The following is a 17206-nucleotide window of genomic DNA, read 5'->3' on the forward strand; positions in this document are numbered from 1 at the left end:
GTGCTCACGCCGTGATCGTGACGCCCTCCGGCACGTTCCGTACGCGCGGCAGGCGTGGATTGACGCGCAGGACGCGCAGGTGGGGGAAGCGGGCCAGCCACGACATGTCCGGGTCGGGCAGCTCGGCGTTGATCCACAGATGTGTGAGCCGGTCGGGGACCAGGCCGGCCAGAAGCTCGTCGGTGCGCATGATGCCGGCCACCTGGATGCGCGGCCGCCCGCCGAGCCCCCGTAAGGCCGCGAGTTCGGCGGCGTCGGAGACGGGGAAGTACAGGCCCTCCGGGCCGAGGTGGGCGATGATCTCGCGCGCGTACCGCTCGGTGTCGAAGTGCCGCCAGGGGCGGGCCAGCTCGGTGCGGATGGCCAGCGACGAGCGGGTGCGCAGCCGGGCGAGGTAGTCGATCGCCGCGTCGTCCTGGACGCGGGTCGCGGTGATGGCGAGGAGCAGCGCCTGCTGGTCGCCGGGGACCTGTTCGGGCTCCGGCAGCTGTTCCAGGACGATGGGGCCCACCCAGCCGAGGCTGCGGGCGCCCTGTTCGGTGGTGGGGCGCAAGAGGTTCTTCGTGCGCCGCTGCACGAGCTCCTGCATGGCCGGGTCCAGCTCGCTGACGTGTTCCAGGCAGGCGGCGGCCATCAGGCGCCGGTGGTTGACGTGCGGCCTGCGCAGGCCGGGGGCGGCGGCGAGGAGGCGTTCAAGGAACCCGGCGCACTCGTCGGGTCGGGCGTGGGCGGCGGCCATCCGGATGACCTCCTCCCACTCGGGCTGGTGGGCGTGGTCCACGAGGGTGTGCAGGTGGCCTCGGGCCACGATCTCCTTGGCCGCCAGGTAGTCCTGGAAGGTGCGGTGGATGAAGTCGACGGAGACGCCCGCCTGTTCGCGCAGCAGGCCGGTGCGGTGCAGCAGGTGGCGGAAGATCTTCTCGCCGTCACCCGCGGCGCGGGCCGACGGGATGGCGGGCAGCGCTCCGTCGAGGACCTCGACGACGCGTCGGCGCGGCAGCTCCGAGAGGCCCTCCGCGAGCATGGCGTGCGCGAGCTTGCGAAGGAGCAGTTCCCGGGCGCCCTGCTGCAGGCGCACGTCGTCCGCGTACAGCACGTCGCGTTCGGGGTCGCGGCGCTGCAAAAGCATCTCCAGGGCGGCGTCGTAGAGCTCCTTGCGGCCCTTGGGCAGGGAGCCGGAGCGGTCCCGGTTGAGGGCGCAGATCAGCCCGCACATCAGCGGGTTGGTGGCGAGCTGGCGCAGCTCGCGGTAGATCCGTACGGAGTGCAGGAGGCGCTGTTCGTACTCCTTGAGGTCCTCGCGGTCCGGCTGCTCCCCGTACGCGTCGTCGCCCATCGCGGCGGTATGCCAGTCGCGGATGAAGCGGGTGACCTGGTCGCGGGACATCGGGGCGAGCGACAGCTCCGTGAAGCCCTCCTCGGCGAGGCGCTCCTGGGAGAGCCAGCCGTCCTCGACCGCGGAGGGGCGCGAGGTGACCAGGCAGGCGGTGCCGGAGAAGATGCGCAGGAGGCGGCGGAGCTGGTCGCGCAGGGCGCCGCGGGTCTCCTCCGGGGCCTCGTCGATGCCGTCGACGAGGAGCAGGGCGCGGCCCGCGAGGAGCGTGCGCACGACCCACCCCTCGGGCGCCTGCCCGGCCAGCGGGTGGCGCACGGCGCGCAGGAAGTCGTCCGGGGCGGGGAAGCCCTCGCGGGCGAAGCGGCGCACCGGCAGGACGAAGGGCACCCGGGCGCCCTCGCGGGCGGCGGCCACGGCGAGCCACTGCACGAGGGTCGTCTTGCCGGAGCCCGCGACGCCGCGCAGCAGGACCCGCTCGTGGCCCTCCAGGGCCCGGTCGGCGAGGAGGACGGTGCGCGGCTGCCCGCCCGCCGCCGGAGCGCCACCGGTGATCTCCTCGGCCTGGAGGCTGAGGTAGGTGTCCTCCAGGGGCCAGCGGTCGGGCGCGTTCGCGAAGTCGACGCCGACGATGGTCAGCCAGCCGTGCTGGCGCACGACCTCCTGCGCGTACGCGGTCTCGAAGTCGGCGTCTTCCCGGGAGGGTTCGGGGCGGCGGACCGCGGCGGCCGCCTCGGCGTCGCTCAGGTCGACGAGCTGACGGATGCGGCTGGCGCGTTCGGCCAGGTGGCGCTGGATGTACGGGGAGCGGCGCACGAGGTGGTGCAGGACGTGCAGGCAGACGGCGACGAGCAGTTCGTCGTGGAACCAGGCGGCGTCGGGGCTGAGGCGCCGGTCGGCGCCCTGGACGGCGCCGCGCAGCCGCCGTGCGTAGTCCTGCGGGCCCAGGCGCACGGCGTCGGCGTCGGTCAGGTCGAGCTCCCCGACGGCGAGCAGGGTGCGGGTCAGGACGTCGGCGACGGCGGGCAGCTCACGGGTGGGCGTGGAGTGCGTCTCGGCGGCGAGGTGGATGAACTCGGCGGCGGTGCGGTGGACTTCGTCCGGGTCGGCCGGGGCGTCGGGGCCCCGCCAGGTGGCGATGGCGGCGATCAGGTCGGGGCCCTTGGGGGGCCGGGGCGGGACGCGGAACAGTCGTCGCACGAGGGGGGCGGACAGGGCCGAGGGGGTGCGTACTACGGGCTCCATGGGCATCGGGGTCCCTGGGTCGGGTTGTGCCGTAGTCAGGTCTTGCCGTAGTCAGGCCTTGCGGTAGCCAGGTCTTGCCTTAGGGGTCAAGCCTAGGTCAATTCCCTTGCCGCTTAGGGAAGTTGATTCGGACGCCGGGTGGTACCTGCCGTAGGACGTCGTCGCTCACCGCGTTCTCGACGTCGAGGTCGGTGAGGTGGGGGAAGGCCGAGAGCCAGCCGAACCCCTCCACGGGGTGGGGCGCGTCCAGGGCGATGTGGGTGAGCAGTTCGGGTACGAGGAGTTCGACGAGGTCCTCCACGCGGTAGGCGCCGAGGACCCCCACGCGCGGCCAGCCGCCGATGGAGCGCAGGACGCGGAGGTCCTCGGGGCCGTGCACGGGGATGATGGGCCGCCGGGTGAGGTGCGTCAGGACTTCCCGCGCGTAGAGCTCGCGGTCGAAGACCGACCAGGCCGCCGCGAGGACGATCTGGACCTGGAGGTCCGGGTGGTCGCGGAAGTACGTCAGGTAGTTCAGCGCCGCCGGGGTGCCGATCTTGGCGGCGACCAGCGGCACCAGATAGGCGCGGTCGCCGTGGACCTCCTCGGGCTCGGGCAGCAGATCGAGCGCCAGATCGCGGCCCACCTCCGCCAGGACGTAGGCCTCGTGTTCCGACTGTGGCGGCACGAGGGACCGCATCCCTTCCTCCACCATCTCCCGTACCTCCGGTGCCAACTCCGCCGCGTACGGGAGGGCGGCGGCGGCGAGCAGTCTGCCGTGCGCACTGCCCCGCTCCATGAGGCGCCGCAGCATCTGCTCCGCCTCCTTGGGCCGCGCGTGCGCCACGGCCAGCAGGATGACGTCCTCCCACTCCGCCCGGCCCGCGTGGTTGAGGAGCAGGTCGAAGTCCAGCTCCTGCACGGCGAGCCGGGCGCCGAGATAGTCCTGGAAGGTGCGGTGCAGGAAGTCCACGCGGCCGTCGGCGGGCTCGCGCAGCAGGCCGGAGCGGAGCAGCAGCGAGGCGTAGATGTCCTCGCCGCCGCCGTCGAGGCCCATCGAGGGGGCGGCGTCACCGAGGATGCGCACGGCTTCCGAACGGTCCATCTCCGCCCGGCTGTTGCGGATCAGCCACCACGCGAGCTTCTGGAGGAGCTGCACCTGGGTGGCGAACGAGAGGCGTGCGTCGTACGAGGGGTGGAGTCCCCGCTCGACGTCGCGGCGCTCCAGGAGCATCGTCAGGGCGGCCTGATACAGCGATTTCCTGTCCTGTGGAAGGAAACCGCGCCGGTCCCTGTGCAGGGCGCAGAGCATGCCGCACATCAGCGGGTTCGTGGCGAGCCGGTTCAGTTCGGAGGCCCTGCGCACCGTCCGCAGCATGGCGTCGCCGACGGCTTCGTCGACCCCCGCGGCGTGATGCCAGCGGTGCACGAACATGGCGACGTCGTCGTGTGTCATCGGCGACAGCGTGAGCTCAGCGAAGCCGGTGGCGTCCAGCCACTTGTCCGGGACGGCGGAGGGGCGGGACGTGACGAGCCACAGATTGCCCGGGAACGTACGCGTCAGATCCCGCAGCCATCGCCTGGCCGCCGTCCGCCGGTCCTCGGAGATCTCGTCCATCCCGTCGACGAGCAGCACGCCGCGCTGCGCCCGCAGCACCCGCTCCACCCAGCCCGCAGGCTGCTCACCGGCGACGAGGCACCCGACGGAAGTCAGGAACTCGCTCGGTATCGGCAGCTCGGCCCCCGGCCGGACGATCCGCCGCATCGGCAGCACGAACGGCACGCGCCCGATGAGGTGGGCGAGCCCGTGCTCGTACGTCAGGTCGGCCGTGGTCACCGCGAGCCACTGCACGAGCGTCGTCTTCCCGGACCCGGCGACGCCGCGCAGCAGCACGTGGTCGTGCTGGGCGAGGACCTGTTCGGCGGCGACGTGGGCCGCGCCCTCCCCGGGGCGGTTTCTGGTCGCCTCCAGGCTCAGGTAGGCGGCGTCCAGCGGCCACTCGCTGGTCCCGGCGTAGACGTCGAGCCCGTAGATGGTGAGCGTGCCGTGCCGCGCCGCGATGTACGCCGCGTACCGCGCCTCGAACGCGGCGTCCTCGCTGGACTGCGACGGCAGCCGTTCGAGCAGCACGTCGACGGCCTTGACGAGCCGCGCGAGCTGCTGACTCTGCGCGGTCTGCTGCCGGGCGATGTAGGTGGAGCGCTGCGTGAAGAAGTTCAGGATGTGCAGCGATGCGGTGTGCAGCAGCCGCTCGTAGAAGAGTTCCCCGTCGGCGCTCAGCCCGAAAATCGAGACGGTCGCCCGCTCCCGCAGCCTGCGCGCGAACTCCTCGGGCCCGAGGGCGACGGCTTCGTAGTCCTCGATGGTGAGGGTGCCGAGTGCGCTCAGGGAGAGCGCGAGCGCGGTCCTGACGGCGACGGCCTCGGCGGCCTCCACGGGCCGCTCGCCGGGCCCCGTCGCCTTCAGCGCCCTGCGGACCAGCTCGTCCGCGATCTTCTCGACGTCCTTCGGTGTGACGCTGCGCTTCTCGCCGGAGAACGACACGAGGGCGGAAATCCGCACGGGCTTGGCGACGAGCCCCGCACCCGGCTGATCCTTCACGAAGAGCTTCTTCACGAGCGGCGCGACCGCGCTGGACGCGAGTCGGGCACCTAGGGCTCCGGGGTCGACCATGTGTTGAGCGTAGGGCAACGGGCCCTTGCTCAGGGGGAGTTAGGAGGGGATCGGGCGGCTGTCCGGGGTGGGCTCGACGCTGTCGATGGCGTCCTGCACGACGCGGGCCAGATCCTCTTCGCGGGACACCAGTTCCAGGTCCTGCGGGGCGAGCGTGGAGTAGGAGGTGACGGCCATGGGGTTGTTGCTGGCGTCGAGGGCCAGCTGGACGGCCGCCTTGTTGTGCCGGGCTCCGATGAGGAAGCCGATGGTCGCGTCATCCCGCTCGGGTTCGCGCACCAGCTGGTCGACCACGCTCACGTAGAAGTTGAGCTTGCCGATGTGCTCGGGGCGTACGTCCTTCGTCTTGAGCTCGAAGACGAAGTAGCGATGCAGCTGTCCTTTGACATCGAAGTTAGTCGTGTGCAGTCCCCTGACCTGGGTCGACTAGGTTGGTTGTCAACGATTCTGCTCGTGTGATGGCGGACAACGGATATCCCCCGCTCGCGGACCGGCTTGGAGGTCCTCTCGGGCGGAAGCGCCGCTGCGCCCGACGGCCTTGTAGGGGTACATGCGCGACGTCGGTCCTGGCTGTCGGTGGGGGGTGTGGGCCGTGGTGACCGGGCGGCGGTGTCGGGGTGGGCCGCCGCCCGGCTTGGGCATCAGGCCCGGGACTGCTGGAAGGCCCACAGGGCGTTGTCGGATCCACGGTGCGCGACCAGGATGCGGTTGTCGTGGAACTTCGCCGGGATCGGCAGGCCGGGGAGGTTGCCGCCGATGCGGTCCACCTGGGTGAAGGTGTCCTCGTTGGGCTTCTGCTGCTCGGTGACGTACAGGCTGCGGTCGCTGGCGACGACAAAGACCTCCAGGCGGCCGTCCATGGCCAGGATCGCCGTCGGCGTCTCCACGATCTTGCCCGACAGCGGCTGGGGCGCCTTCCAGCCGCTGTAACCGGGGGCGTGGACCGCGTGGTGGCCGGTGGTGCCCTGCCGCCAGAAGACGCGGATGCGCTGGTCGGCGTCGGTGACCGCGAACGGGCTGCCCACGACGCCGGCGTTGCGCGCCGAGACGATGATGTACGAGGTCCAGCTGGTGGTGGCGTCGGCGGCCTTCTGGGCGATGCCCCACACCTCGTCGGCGGCGCCGTGGACGAAGACTTCCAGGCGGCCCTCGCCATTGCGGGCCACGGTGGGAGCCAGCTTGTTGTTGGCGGCAGTGCCGCCGCCGAGGCTGTCGGGCTGGCCGAAGCCCGCGTAGTCCACCTGGGTCTGGTCGACGTGCCACAGGGTGGTGTCGGTGCCGTTGTAGAAGACCGAGATCCGCCCGTCCGCGTTCAGCGCGGCCGCCGGGTTGCTGGCCGCCCCGGAGGCGATCTTCGCGGGGCTGCCCCACCCGCCGTTGATGACCAGCTGGGGCAGGTGCCAGATGCTGTCGTCCGGGCCGCGCCAGAAGACGTGGATGCGTCCGCTGGGGCTGCGCAGCGCGATGGGGCTGCCGTCGACCGTACCCGCGGTGTTGGGGAAGGGAGACCAGTCCTTGACCCAACTCCAGTCGAAGTTCTGCCACTTGGTGTAAAGATCACTGCCGCCGCCGCGGACGAAGACCTGCAGCCGGTCGTCGGCGTTGGGGGCCAGGGCGGGGTCATCGACGATGCCACCGGCGAGACCGAAGCTGTCTTTCCAGGCTAAGCCAGGCGTAGTTGAAGGCGCCACGAGAACTCCCTGCTAGATGCGAGATGGAGTCGTGCCGCCATGGACAGTAACCGCACGAGCCACCCCCCGGAGCCAGCCCTCCGAGAATGTCCGGAAGCGACATCGGCAGGGCAAGGCACCTTGCAGGCCTGGCCGAGAACGGACGACGCCACCTACTCCAGCGCTGGGCGCCCACACGACACGACACCTCGACGCACGGGGCAGTGCTCTCCACCCCTGTCGATTGCAGCATTCGTCCCCCTTAGCGTGATCGCCTCTCCGACTAGATTCACTGTCAGAAGAGCCGAAACGACTGAGTTTGCTGTCGAACGCCTCGATTGGATGACAAAGGACAGCAGCTTGAGGTGGTAGAAGAGCAGGTCGATACGGAATTCGTCGCCGCCGATGACGACGGGGTACTGGCACCCCACGAACGCGAAGCCGACCCCGAGCTCAGTGAGGAACCGGATCATCCCGTCGACGATGGCCGTCTCCAGCTCGCTCGGCGTGGTGCTCGTCGAGACCGAGGAAGTCGAGGCGGTACGGGTCCCTGGCCAGCTCCTTGAGCGCGTCGGAGCCCTCCGGCACGGTCGCGGCGAAATTGTTGGCGGCGGCGCCCTGGGTGAGGTGCAGGCCCTGGTGGATGAAGCGTTCCAACAGCGCGCGGGATCAGCCGTTGCGGGCGGCTTGGGCGGCGTAGAAGTCCAGCTCGGGCTGGGTTTCCAGCTTGGTCATGAGGACGGTGATGTGTCCCCAGGGCAATTGTGCAACGGGCTGTTGCACAATTGGCCCCGGCCAGGTGCGAGCCATCTTGTGCGTGTACATCAGGTTGCTTCGGGAGAACCCGCGCTGATTTGGGAAAGCCGCCTTGAGGTTTGCGGCCAGGCGGGCGACGACCTTGGTACCCCACCCCTCCTGGGCCTGCTGCCCCAGGATGAGATGCCCGATCTCTCAGTACATCTGGACCAGTTCGGTATTGACGGCCCGCTGGGCGCGTACCCGTGCGCCGGACACGGTGCCCTTGATCTCGCTGAGGAGGTCGCCGTACCAAAACGGCAGGCTGTTCTGCTGGGCCGGGATCTCCGCTTTGGCCTCGGTGTTCTTGCTCATGAGGCCGAGAATCGCGCAGTGGGCCTTTAAGGGAGGGAAGTTGGCGTCAAGTCATCCGAACGTGTGCTCGTCGGTCGGGCGTGCCTAGCGGGGACTTGGGGACGGGCTACTGAGGGTGTGTATGAGGGCGGCGAGGGCTTTTGGGGTGGTGGTGAGGGTGGTGGCGTCGTCGCTCTCTCGGAGGTGGATGGCGGGGGCGGTGTCGGTGCCGGTGGCTACGTAGAGGCAGTTGGCCTGGTCGCCGCTGTAGGAGGACTTCTGCCAGTCGAGAGTGCTCATGCTGGCCCAAGCGGTTGGTCGGTGCCGGCTGACTTGGTTGTGCGGATGGTGAGTGTGTGCATGAGGTTGGCCAGGGCTTCTGGGGTGGTGGTCAGGATCGTGGCGGGGCTGTCACTTTCGCGGAGGCGGACAGTGCCGTTGGGGGGCGGCGGCCAGATAGACGCAGTTGGTGCCGCCCGCTTCGCTGAAGGAGGACTTCTGCCAGTTGAGTGCGTTCATGCTTTGGGCTCCCGGGAGAAGGTCAAGAAGTGGCCGGGTGGGTGATCAGGGTTCGTATGAGTGCCGCGAACGCAGCTGGGTGGGTGGTGAGGGTTGTGTCGGGGGCGTCGCTTTCTCGGAGGTGAACTGTTTCGGCGTTGGGGCTCGCCGCGACATAGAGGCAGTTGACGCCTGCCCCGTCGCTGAAAGAAGACTTCTGCCAGACGAGTTCATTCACGGCGCTTCCCTAATGCGTGTAGAGGACATGGTGAATCAGGCCCCATGAGTCCCGTTGCTCGTGGCTGCCCGGTGGCCCCTCGGCCGTCACCGGCGAGAGGGCGTTTCGCTTGAGCGAGTCGAACGTGCTCTTGTAACGGGTGATGGATTCGGTGTCGCCCAGCAGGAGAGGAGCGGCCGGGTGATCCAACAGCACTGTTTCCAACCCCGCTACGCCTGAGTCAAGGATCAAAAGCGGCGTGCCGAACCAGGCGCGAGCGCCGGAGTCGAAGGGCAGGATCTGGATGGTCGTGCCAGGGCGCTGTGCGGCGCGTACGAGGTGAGCGAGTTGGCCCCGCATCACTTCTGGGCTACCCACAGTGATGCGCAGGGCAGCCTCGTGGATGACGGCGTGGAGTGCTGTGGTGGAGTCACCCGAGAGGATCTGTTGGCGGGCGCGGCGGAAGTCGACCAGCGCCTCGATCTCCGTGGGGGAAGCGCCCGGTCGCGAGCTGTAGAAGAGTGCCCTCATGTAGGCCTCGGTCTGGAGCAGGCCCGGGATGAGGAGTGTTTCGTAGCTCTGGACGTCAGTAGCGCGCGACTCCAACTCGGCCAAGTCGAGGTTGTGTTGCGACAGGGCCTTACGGAACGCCGTCCACCACCCTTTGCCGTCGCTCTCCGCCATCCTGGCCAGTATGGCGATGTAGGGCTCAGATCTGACGTCGTAGGTGCACAGGAGTGCGACAAGGCGGTCCGCCGAGATGGCCGTCCGGGCTGCCTCGATGTGACTGAGGTGGGCGGCACCCAGACCGATCCGGCTGCTGGCCGCGTTGACCGAAAGCCCTGCGGCTTCGCGAAGTTTGCGGAGCTCAGCGCCGAGCCGTCTCTGCCGTTCGGTGATGTGCGTGCGCAGGGCCATGCGGGTTCTCCTGGTGGTTGGACCACAGTTTGCCGCTACTGATTGGGTGCGGTCCAGCAATCTTCGTAAGCAGGTTGCAGATCTGAGCCACCTCTCGCTACCTTGTGTGTGGCGACGCTCACGCACTGAAGTCGGAAGCCTCGCTGTCGACGCAGCAATACCGCCACACCCGCCCGCAGAAGCGCACCGCCCGATCCAACTCCCCTTGCCGGACGGGGCGTTGCTCGCGAGGGGTGACAGGCCACTGCGGCCGGGACGGTGGCGGCGGCCGGTCCATCCGTCGAAGCAGCGACCCAACGCCATGGAGGCGTCTCATGGGCGTACCCGAATACGGCACCGAAACCCGCAGGCGTGAGCCCGGACTTCCGCAGACCTACACCCTGTTCACCCCCGGCGGAGCCCAATGCGCCAAGATCTGCCGCGACTTCGTGCACGGCTCGCTGGAAACCCTCGGCCTCGGCCACCTCAGTGACACCGCCGCGCTCTGCACCTCCGAGCTGGTGACCAACGTGCACCGGCACACCCTCGGCGACGTCCACCTGCGGACCTCCGTCGCCATGACCCACGTACGCGTCGCCGTCTATGACGGGAACGAGCGGCTGCCGTCGCCCCGGCGAGCCCTCGCCGAGGACGACTGCGGGCGCGGGCTTTTCCTCGTGGGCGCGCTGTCCGACCTGTGCGGGGTGACTCCCGTAGGGGTCGGCAAGGGGGTGTGGTTTCAGCTCAATCGGTGACGGGGCCGTAGAGATGTGCGGCGATGTGGTCGGGCAGGGCGTCCAGGCCCGTGGTCATGGCGGGGGCCTGCAGCTCCGTCAGGCTCGGGTGGTGGGCCAGGGCGGCGACGTCGACGGGGGCTTGGCGGGCACCGCTGCTGCCGGAGGGATTGTGCAGGAACAGGCGCTTCAGGCCCGGCGCGACCGTGCCGAGGCGGGGGGCCATGGTCGTCCAGGACGCGTCGGGGACGAGCTGCAGGTGCACCAGGCCGGGCAGCGCAAGGCCCGGCGGGACGACCATGAGGGCATGCGACGGCAGGTGCAGAGCGGTGAGCCCGGGAAGGGCCGCGAACATCTCCCAGTCCACCGCGCGCAGCGGATCGTCGTCACCGAAGGTCACCCGCTCCAGCCTCGGCCACCGGAGCAGCGACTGCAGGTCGGCCAGGCCGCCCCGGGAGTCCACCAGTCCGAGAAACGTCAGCGGGGCCTCGGACGGGAACGCCGACAGGCTCCACCGCTCCTGCGCGCCGACGATGCTGAGCCCGTCCAGGCGGCTGAGGGCGGCCAGCGCCTCCTCCGAAAGGCCGGTCGGAGGGAACCTGTTGAGCAGCAGAAACGTAGGCTCGCAGGCCGCTATGAAGCGGGAGGCGACGTCCGGGGTGACGCCTGGCCTGATGTCCAGCTTCTTCGGGCGCAGCCCCAGCCGTTCCAGTTCCAGGACCTGCTCGTCGGTCCGGAGGGTGAAGTGGATGTCCTGGTCGTCGAGCCGGGCGATGACCTGCTCCGCGTACGGACGGCATTCGTACCGGTGCCACCCCCACATCAACTGGCTGCGCACGCCCACCACGGGGTGCCGGGTGAACCGGGCGAGGAAGGGGATCGCCGCGTCCGAATCCACGTGCGTCGCGGTGATGGCCACCTGTAGCGCCTCGGCGTCGGGCAGGCCGTCGGGACCGGGGAGCAGGTCGAGCACCATGGGCCCGACCTGCCCCAGCGCACGGGCTTCCGCCGTGGTCCGGGGCGGGATCAACGCCGCTGTCCGCCGCTCCACCTCCTCCCGCACCGCGGGCGCCAGCTCCGCCGCGTGTTCCAGGCAGGCCGCCGCCAGGAGATGGATCCGCTTGCGGGCCCGCTCCTGCGGGTGGCGGTCCCCGTGCGTGAGCAAGTCGCCCAGGATCTCCGCACGTTCACGCGGGCGTGCCTGCGCCACCGCCATGCGGATGACGTCCTCCCACTGGTCGTCCGCCGCGTGCCGGGCCAGGACCCCGAAGTCGCCCTCGTCGACCGCCGCCCGCGCCCCCAGGAAGTCCTGAAACGTGCGGTGGACGAACTCGACCGTGGCCGGGCCCGGTTCGCGGAGCAGGCCGCTGCGGTGCAGGAAGTGGGTGTAGACCGCCCGCGCGTCACCGAGCGGGGCCAGCTCCGGCACCGCGGGGAGTGTGTCCGCGATGATGGACTCCGCCCTCGAAGCATCCATCTCCGTACGGCCGTTGCGGATCAGCCAGTACGCGAGCCGCTGTAGGAGTTGGACCTGCGGCTCCTCCCGCAACTCCGGCACAGCCATGTGGCGTTCCCGGTCCCTGCGGACGAGCAGCATGGAGAGGGCCGCCGTGTAGAGGTCCTTGCGGCCCAGCGGCAGGAAGCCCCGCCTGTCCCTGTGCAGGGCGCAGATCAGGCCGCACATGAGGGGGTTGGTGGCCAGCCTGCCCAGGTCCGGCTTCGACCGCACCGCCTCCAGGAGCTGCGCCTCGTACCCGGCGAGCGCGGCATCCTCCTCCGGGACCCCGGTGGCCGCCGCCGCGTGCCAGCGCTCGATGAACGCCGCCACCTCCGCCTTCCGCATCGCGGAGAGCGTCAGTTCCGTGAAGCCCTCCTCGGTGAGCCAGTCCCCCCGTACGGCCGAAGGGCGCGACGTCACCAGCCAGCGGTTGCCCGGAAACGCGTCGATGAGGTCGCTCAGCCAGGCGCGGGTCCGGGCGCGCTCGGCGTCCGGGACCTCGTCGATCCCGTCGATCAGAACCAGGGCGCGGCCCGCCGTCAGAACCCGCGCCTCCCACCCGCGCGGCTGGGTGCCCGCCAGCGGACAGCCGACGGAGGCGAGGAAGTCCGCAGGCGCGGGCAGCCGCTCGCCGTGCCGGGTGAGGGTGCGCAGGGGGAGTACGTACGGGATGCGGTCGGTCAGGTACGCCATGGGCAGGTGCGTCTCGGGAAGGCCCGTGCCGACCACGTTCCGGCGGGTCGCGCTCACCGCGAGCCACTGCACGAGGGTGGTCTTGCCGGAGCCCGCCTCGCCCCGCAGGAGAACCCGGTCGTGGGAGGCGAGGGCCTGGTCCGCGGGGATCGGGGGCGTGCGCTCGACGACCTCCACCTCTTCTACGTGGTGCTCGGCCCCCGCCGCGTAGCGGACCGTCTCCACGCGTCCCGGCGTCTCCGCCTCCAGCGACATGTAGGCCGCGTCCAGCGGCCACTTCCCCGGCGAGCCCGCCAGATCGATGCCGAAGATCGTCAGCTTGCTGTGCTTCTTCGCGACGTACGCGAGATAGCGCCGCTCGAAGGCGAGGTCCTCCGCTCCGGCGGTCGGCCTGCGGGCGATCAGCTCGTCGACCTTCGTGATCAGTTCGTCCTGCCCCCGGCTCTGCGCGACCAGGGTCGCCGCCACGAACGTGGACCGCTGGGTGAAGAACTGCAGGATGTGCAGGCAGGCCCACTCGGTGACCGAGTCGAGGTAGAGGGCGGCGTCTTGAGACAGCCCGGCGGCGAGGGGCCGGTCGGAGGGTGCCGCGGCACGGAAGAGGTCGCGGGCCAGCTTCTGGTGGCCGAGGCGGACCGCCTGGACGTCGTCCATGTCGAGGTCGCCGAGCGCGAGCAGCACCCGGGCCAAGGCGTCGGTGACCGCCTCGGCCTCGTCCGGCGGGAAGGAGCGCTCGCCGGGGAATGTCAGGGACGTCAGCACGAGCCGCTCCGCGAGACGGCGCACGTCACGCTTGCCCAGCGTGCGCTGCTCCCCCTTGAACGACACCAGAGCGGACAGCCGCACAGGCTTCTCCACAAGGCCCGCCCCCGGCCCCTCCCGCACGAACAGGCTCTTGATCAGTGGGGTGATGGCGCTGGACGCCAGACGCGTACCGATGACCGCGGGATCCATGGGCGTGAGCGTAGCCCCGGTCACATTCGCGGCGGGGTGGATCTCGGGGGCCGGTGACATGGCGCACAGGACCTACGTCACGTACTAGACGGAATAGTCGACGTCGGGGGACGTGCGCTCGGGACCTTTGGCCCGGGGCTCCCGGGACCTTCGTCGTGCCCCGGCGGGATCGGCCCGCGCCCGGTGGGGTGCGGAGTTCGGGGCCCGCCCGACGTGCGGTTAAACCGGTGCCACGGCCGAACATGTCGCTATCGGGCCAAGAGGGAATTGTCCGGATTTCGTCGCCTCAAGGGGACTAAATGCTGCCGGACTTCTACTGCTTCGGGTAGTAGAAGGGGGGTTTGAGCATCCGTGGGGGTGGGGGTTACCAAGGGATGGCCGACCCGGCGAAGCGTGGTCAGCGGGCGATCCGCCCGCCCCGCCTGCCGGGTCCGTTCATGCCCCCCTCGGTCGTCGCGTCAGGCGCCGCCGCAGTCGTCATCACGCAGTCGTCATCACGCAGCCGTCATCACGCCGTCGTCATCACGCAGCCGTCACACCCCGGAGGACATCCCCATGTCGAAGCGCACCAAGTCCCACCGTCCCGGCACCTCGCTGTTCCGTACCCAGGCGGCCGCCGTCGTCGCCCTCGGCGTCGGCGCGTCGGTGATGCTCGGGACCGGGGTCTCGGTCGCCGCCGACACCAAGGGTGGCGCGCTGCCCGGCGTCGCCGTGGATTCCGTCCAGGCGCAGGCCGCCGCGCAGGCGAAGAAGGCCGCCGCGGAGGCGAAGAAGGCCGCCGACGGCAAGAAGGCCGCGGCCGCGAAGGCCGCCGCCTGGATCGACCCGGTCAACGACTACACGCTCTCCGCGAGCTTCGGCCTCGGTGGCAACATGTGGTCCTCCAAGCACTCCGGCCAGGACTTCGCCGTGCCGATCGGCACCTCGGTCGCTTCCGTGCACGGCGGCACCGTCGTCAAGGCCGGCCCGAACGGCGCCGGTGACGGTCCCGCGTACGGCAACGCCGTCGTGATCAAGCACAGCAACGGCACGTTCTCGCAGTACGCGCACCTCTCGAAGATCGACGTCCGGGTGGGCCAGGCCGTCGGTACCGGCCAGCACATCGCCGCCTCCGGCAACACCGGCAACTCCAGCGGCCCGCACCTGCACTTCGAGATCCGTACGACGCCGAACTACGGCACGGCCGTCGACCCGGTCGCCTTCCTCCACTCGGTGGGCGTGAAGGTCTGACCCGTAGCACCGCTGATCCCCCAGCAGTGCTGATCCCCCAGCAGTAACGACTAGGCGCCCGTGTGCGCCCGCGTCACCAGATCGATGGCGACCTCCAGGATGGCCTTGCGCTTCTCCTCGGGGTCGCCTTCGGCGTCCTTGAGCACGAACATCCCGCCGTGCATCGTGAACAGCGCGCTGAAGCAGCGCACCTGGTCGGACATCGCGGCGTCCGGGTCCTTGAGGATCTCGTAGAGGCCGAGCATGCGGTCCTTGAAGCTCTCGCCCGTCTTCAGGTCGCGCATCGTGGCCTGGTTCTCCTGCATGAAGCGGAAGAGCGGCGCCGCGTGGATGAGGATCTCGCTGTAACGGCTCAGGGCCTGCTGTTTGACGTCGAGGGAGACCGGCCGCGGCTGCTCGTGGCCCCATGCGATCAGCTCGTCGATCGGCCTCGTGAGGTCATCGAAGATGCTGGTCAGGATGTCTTCCTTGGTCTTGAAGTGGTAGTACAGCGCCGCCTTCGTGACCTCCAGGCGTTCCGAGATCTCGCGCAGGGACGTCTTCTCGTACCCCTGCTCGGCGAAGAGTTCGAGGGCTACGTCCTGAATGCGCTGGCGGGTGTTCCCGCGGCGCTGCTGTTTGCCGGTGCCTGTGCTGGTGCCGGTACCTGTGCCCGTGCCTGTGCCCGTGACCATCGGGTTGCTCCTCGACTCCACTGAACTTCGATTTTACTTACTTGACGCCCGGCTAGTTACGGGTCTACCTTCCCTCAGTGTAGTCAACTAGCCGGGCGGCAAGTAAGTGCCAGGGGTCCCGGGGTCGGTCCGGAACGGTGCGGGGAGTACGGGGAGTGGGGAACATGTCAGAGAAGACCAAGGAGAAGCCGGGGGCGGGGGCATCGGTGAAGGCCGAGCCACAGCCGCGCAGCGTGCGCGTCGTGCTGATGGCCCTGATGATCACGATGCTGCTCGCGATGCTCGACAACATGATCGTGGGCCCCGCGATGCCGACCATCGTCGGCGACCTCGGCGGCATGGAGCACCTGTCGTGGGTCGTGACCGCCTACACCCTGGCCACCGCCGCCTCCACCCCCATCTGGGGCAAGCTCGGCGACATGTACGGGCGCAAGGGCTCCTTCCTCACCGCCATCGTCATCTTCCTCGCGGGCTCCGCGCTGAGCGGCATGGCGCAGGACATGGGACAGCTCATCGGCTTCCGCGCGATCCAGGGCCTCGGCGCGGGCGGACTGATGGTCGGCGTCATGGCGATCATCGGTGACCTGGTGCCGCCGCGGGACCGCGGCAAGTACATGGGCATGATGACCGGCGTCATGGCGGTCGCGATGATCGGCGGACCGCTCGTCGGCGGCTCCATCACCGACCACCTCGGCTGGCGCTGGGCCTTCTACATCAACCTGCCGCTCGGCGCCTTCGCCCTCGCCATGGTGACCTCCGTCCTGCACCTGCCCAAGAAGAAGGCGCAAGGACGCATCGACTACCTCGGCGCGGCCCTGCTCACCGTGGGCATCAGCGCGCTCGTGCTGGTCACCACCTGGGGCGGTTCGGAGTACGCGTGGAGCTCCGCCGTCATCATGGAGCTCATCGCGATCGGCGTCGCCTCGCTCATCGGCTTCATCCTCGTACAGAAGAAAGCCGCTGAACCGATTCTGCCGCTGCACATCTTCCACAGCCGCAACTTCTCGCTGATGGCCGTCATCGGCTTCATCACCGGCTTCGTGATGTTCGGCGCGATGCTCTTCCTGCCGCTCTACCAGCAGTCGGTGCAGGGGGCGTCGGCGACCAACTCCGGTCTGCTGCTCCTGCCGATGCTGCTCTCGATGATGGCCGTCTCGATGGTCGCGGGCCGGGTCACCACCTCCACCGGCAAGTACCGGGTCTTCCCGATCGTCGGCACCATCCTGATGGTCACCGGCTTCTTCCTGCTGTCGCAGATGGACACCGGCACCTCGCGCCTCACCTCCGGCCTCTACATGGCCGTGCTCGGCGCAGGCATGGGCTTCCTGATGCAGATCACCATGCTGGTCGCGCAGAACAGCGTCGAGATGAAGGACATGGGCGTCGCCTCGTCCTCGGCCACGCTCTTCCGTACGCTCGGCTCCTCCTTCGGTGTCGCGATCATGGGCGCGCTCTTCAACAACCGCGTCCACGACGTGATGGCCGACCGCGCCGGAGCCCTCGGCGGCAAGGTCACCGAGACCTCGGCGCAACTGGACGCGGCGAGCCTCGCCAAGCTGCCGGCGCCCATCGTGGACGCCTACCAGCACGCGGTGTCCTCCGGTACGCACTCGGCCTTCCTGCTGGGCGCCCTCATCAGCGTCGTGGCGCTGATCGCCTCCTTCTTCGTGAAGGAGATCCCGCTGCGCGGCTCGGACCCCGCGGACAAGCCCGCCGGAAGCGCGGACAAGCCCGCCGGGAGCGCCGACGAGACGGCCGGGAGCGCGGACGGGGACTCCGCGCGGGCAGCCGGGAAGACGGTCGCGGAGCCCGTCTGACCCC

Annotated in this window: 17 protein-coding genes; 3 read left to right on the forward strand and 14 right to left on the reverse strand. The window is 69.6% G+C overall.

Features of this window, described 5'->3' with window-relative positions; genetic code table 11:
* Nucleotides 1-4: 4 nt before the first annotated feature.
* From ABZ953_RS20755 to ABZ953_RS20810, 12 genes are all read right to left on the reverse strand, one after another.
* The gene (locus tag ABZ953_RS20755; protein ID WP_361725772.1) at nucleotides 5-2578 is read right to left on the reverse strand and encodes an NACHT domain-containing protein; all 2574 of its coding nucleotides are present in this window, start codon (nucleotides 2576-2578) and stop codon (nucleotides 5-7) included.
* Nucleotides 2579-2675: 97 nt separating this feature from the next.
* On the reverse strand, nucleotides 2676-5231 hold the full coding sequence (locus ABZ953_RS20760) for an NACHT domain-containing protein (protein ID WP_361725775.1): 2556 nt from the start codon (nucleotides 5229-5231) through the stop codon (nucleotides 2676-2678).
* A gap of 39 nt (nucleotides 5232-5270) precedes the next feature.
* On the reverse strand, nucleotides 5271-5639 hold the full coding sequence (locus ABZ953_RS20765) for a PDDEXK nuclease domain-containing protein (protein ID WP_361725919.1): 369 nt from the start codon (nucleotides 5637-5639) through the stop codon (nucleotides 5271-5273).
* Nucleotides 5640-5872: 233 nt separating this feature from the next.
* The gene (locus tag ABZ953_RS20770) at nucleotides 5873-6922 is read right to left on the reverse strand and encodes a hypothetical protein (RefSeq protein ID WP_361725778.1); all 1050 of its coding nucleotides are present in this window, start codon (nucleotides 6920-6922) and stop codon (nucleotides 5873-5875) included.
* 152 nt (nucleotides 6923-7074) lie between these two features.
* Complete coding sequence (locus tag ABZ953_RS20775) at nucleotides 7075-7374, reverse strand: PDDEXK nuclease domain-containing protein (RefSeq protein WP_361725781.1); 300 nt, start codon at nucleotides 7372-7374, stop codon at nucleotides 7075-7077.
* Complete coding sequence (locus ABZ953_RS20780) at nucleotides 7355-7558, reverse strand: hypothetical protein (RefSeq protein ID WP_361725784.1); 204 nt, start codon at nucleotides 7556-7558, stop codon at nucleotides 7355-7357. The genes ABZ953_RS20775 and ABZ953_RS20780 overlap by 20 nt, the downstream gene beginning before the upstream one ends.
* A 12-nt stretch (nucleotides 7559-7570) precedes the next feature.
* Nucleotides 7571-7849, reverse strand: coding sequence for a DUF1016 N-terminal domain-containing protein (locus tag ABZ953_RS20785; protein ID WP_361725922.1), 279 nt, complete (start codon nucleotides 7847-7849; stop codon nucleotides 7571-7573).
* A 3-nt stretch (nucleotides 7850-7852) separates the two neighbouring features.
* Nucleotides 7853-8011 (reverse strand): hypothetical protein, encoded by a 159-nt coding sequence (locus ABZ953_RS20790; RefSeq protein ID WP_361725787.1) that lies wholly within the window; start codon nucleotides 8009-8011, stop codon nucleotides 7853-7855.
* An 84-nt stretch (nucleotides 8012-8095) separates the two neighbouring features.
* Nucleotides 8096-8290, reverse strand: coding sequence for a DUF397 domain-containing protein (locus tag ABZ953_RS20795; protein WP_361725790.1), 195 nt, complete (start codon nucleotides 8288-8290; stop codon nucleotides 8096-8098).
* A gap of 111 nt (nucleotides 8291-8401) precedes the next feature.
* Nucleotides 8402-8509, reverse strand: a complete 108-nt coding sequence (locus tag ABZ953_RS20800; RefSeq protein WP_361725792.1) for a DUF397 domain-containing protein — start codon at nucleotides 8507-8509, stop codon at nucleotides 8402-8404.
* Between the two features lie 22 nt (nucleotides 8510-8531).
* Nucleotides 8532-8726 carry a DUF397 domain-containing protein gene (locus ABZ953_RS20805; protein ID WP_361725795.1) on the reverse strand — a complete coding sequence of 65 codons (195 nt, stop codon included), beginning with the start codon at nucleotides 8724-8726 and terminating at the stop codon, nucleotides 8532-8534.
* A 9-nt stretch (nucleotides 8727-8735) separates the two neighbouring features.
* Nucleotides 8736-9623, reverse strand: coding sequence for a helix-turn-helix transcriptional regulator (locus tag ABZ953_RS20810; RefSeq protein WP_361725798.1), 888 nt, complete (start codon nucleotides 9621-9623; stop codon nucleotides 8736-8738).
* A gap of 314 nt (nucleotides 9624-9937) precedes the next feature.
* Here ABZ953_RS20810 and ABZ953_RS20815 point away from each other — a divergent pair, with 314 nt between their 5' ends.
* On the forward strand, nucleotides 9938-10357 hold the full coding sequence (locus ABZ953_RS20815) for an ATP-binding protein (RefSeq protein ID WP_361725801.1): 420 nt from the start codon (nucleotides 9938-9940) through the stop codon (nucleotides 10355-10357).
* On the opposite strand, the gene ABZ953_RS20820 is transcribed toward ABZ953_RS20815, so the two are convergent.
* The gene (locus tag ABZ953_RS20820) at nucleotides 10347-13481 is read right to left on the reverse strand and encodes an NACHT domain-containing protein (RefSeq protein ID WP_361725804.1); all 3135 of its coding nucleotides are present in this window, start codon (nucleotides 13479-13481) and stop codon (nucleotides 10347-10349) included. The genes ABZ953_RS20815 and ABZ953_RS20820 overlap by 11 nt on opposite strands.
* A gap of 555 nt (nucleotides 13482-14036) precedes the next feature.
* Between ABZ953_RS20820 and ABZ953_RS20825 the strand changes: the two genes are divergently transcribed.
* Nucleotides 14037-14711, forward strand: a complete 675-nt coding sequence (locus ABZ953_RS20825) for a M23 family metallopeptidase (RefSeq protein ID WP_361725807.1) — start codon at nucleotides 14037-14039, stop codon at nucleotides 14709-14711.
* Between the two features lie 50 nt (nucleotides 14712-14761).
* Here the strand turns inward: ABZ953_RS20825 and ABZ953_RS20830 are convergent, their stop codons facing one another.
* A complete protein-coding gene (locus ABZ953_RS20830) occupies nucleotides 14762-15385 on the reverse strand; it encodes a helix-turn-helix domain-containing protein (RefSeq protein ID WP_361725810.1) in 624 nt (207 codons plus the stop codon).
* Nucleotides 15386-15549: 164 nt separating this feature from the next.
* On the opposite strand from ABZ953_RS20830, the gene ABZ953_RS20835 reads away from it, so the two are divergent.
* Nucleotides 15550-17202 (forward strand): MDR family MFS transporter, encoded by a 1653-nt coding sequence (locus ABZ953_RS20835; protein ID WP_361725813.1) that lies wholly within the window; start codon nucleotides 15550-15552, stop codon nucleotides 17200-17202.
* The last annotated feature ends 4 nt before the right edge of the window (nucleotides 17203-17206 follow it).

Source organism: Streptomyces sp. NPDC046465, assembly GCF_040646035.1.
In the GTDB taxonomy this organism is placed as follows: Bacteria; Actinomycetota; Actinomycetes; order Streptomycetales; family Streptomycetaceae; genus Streptomyces.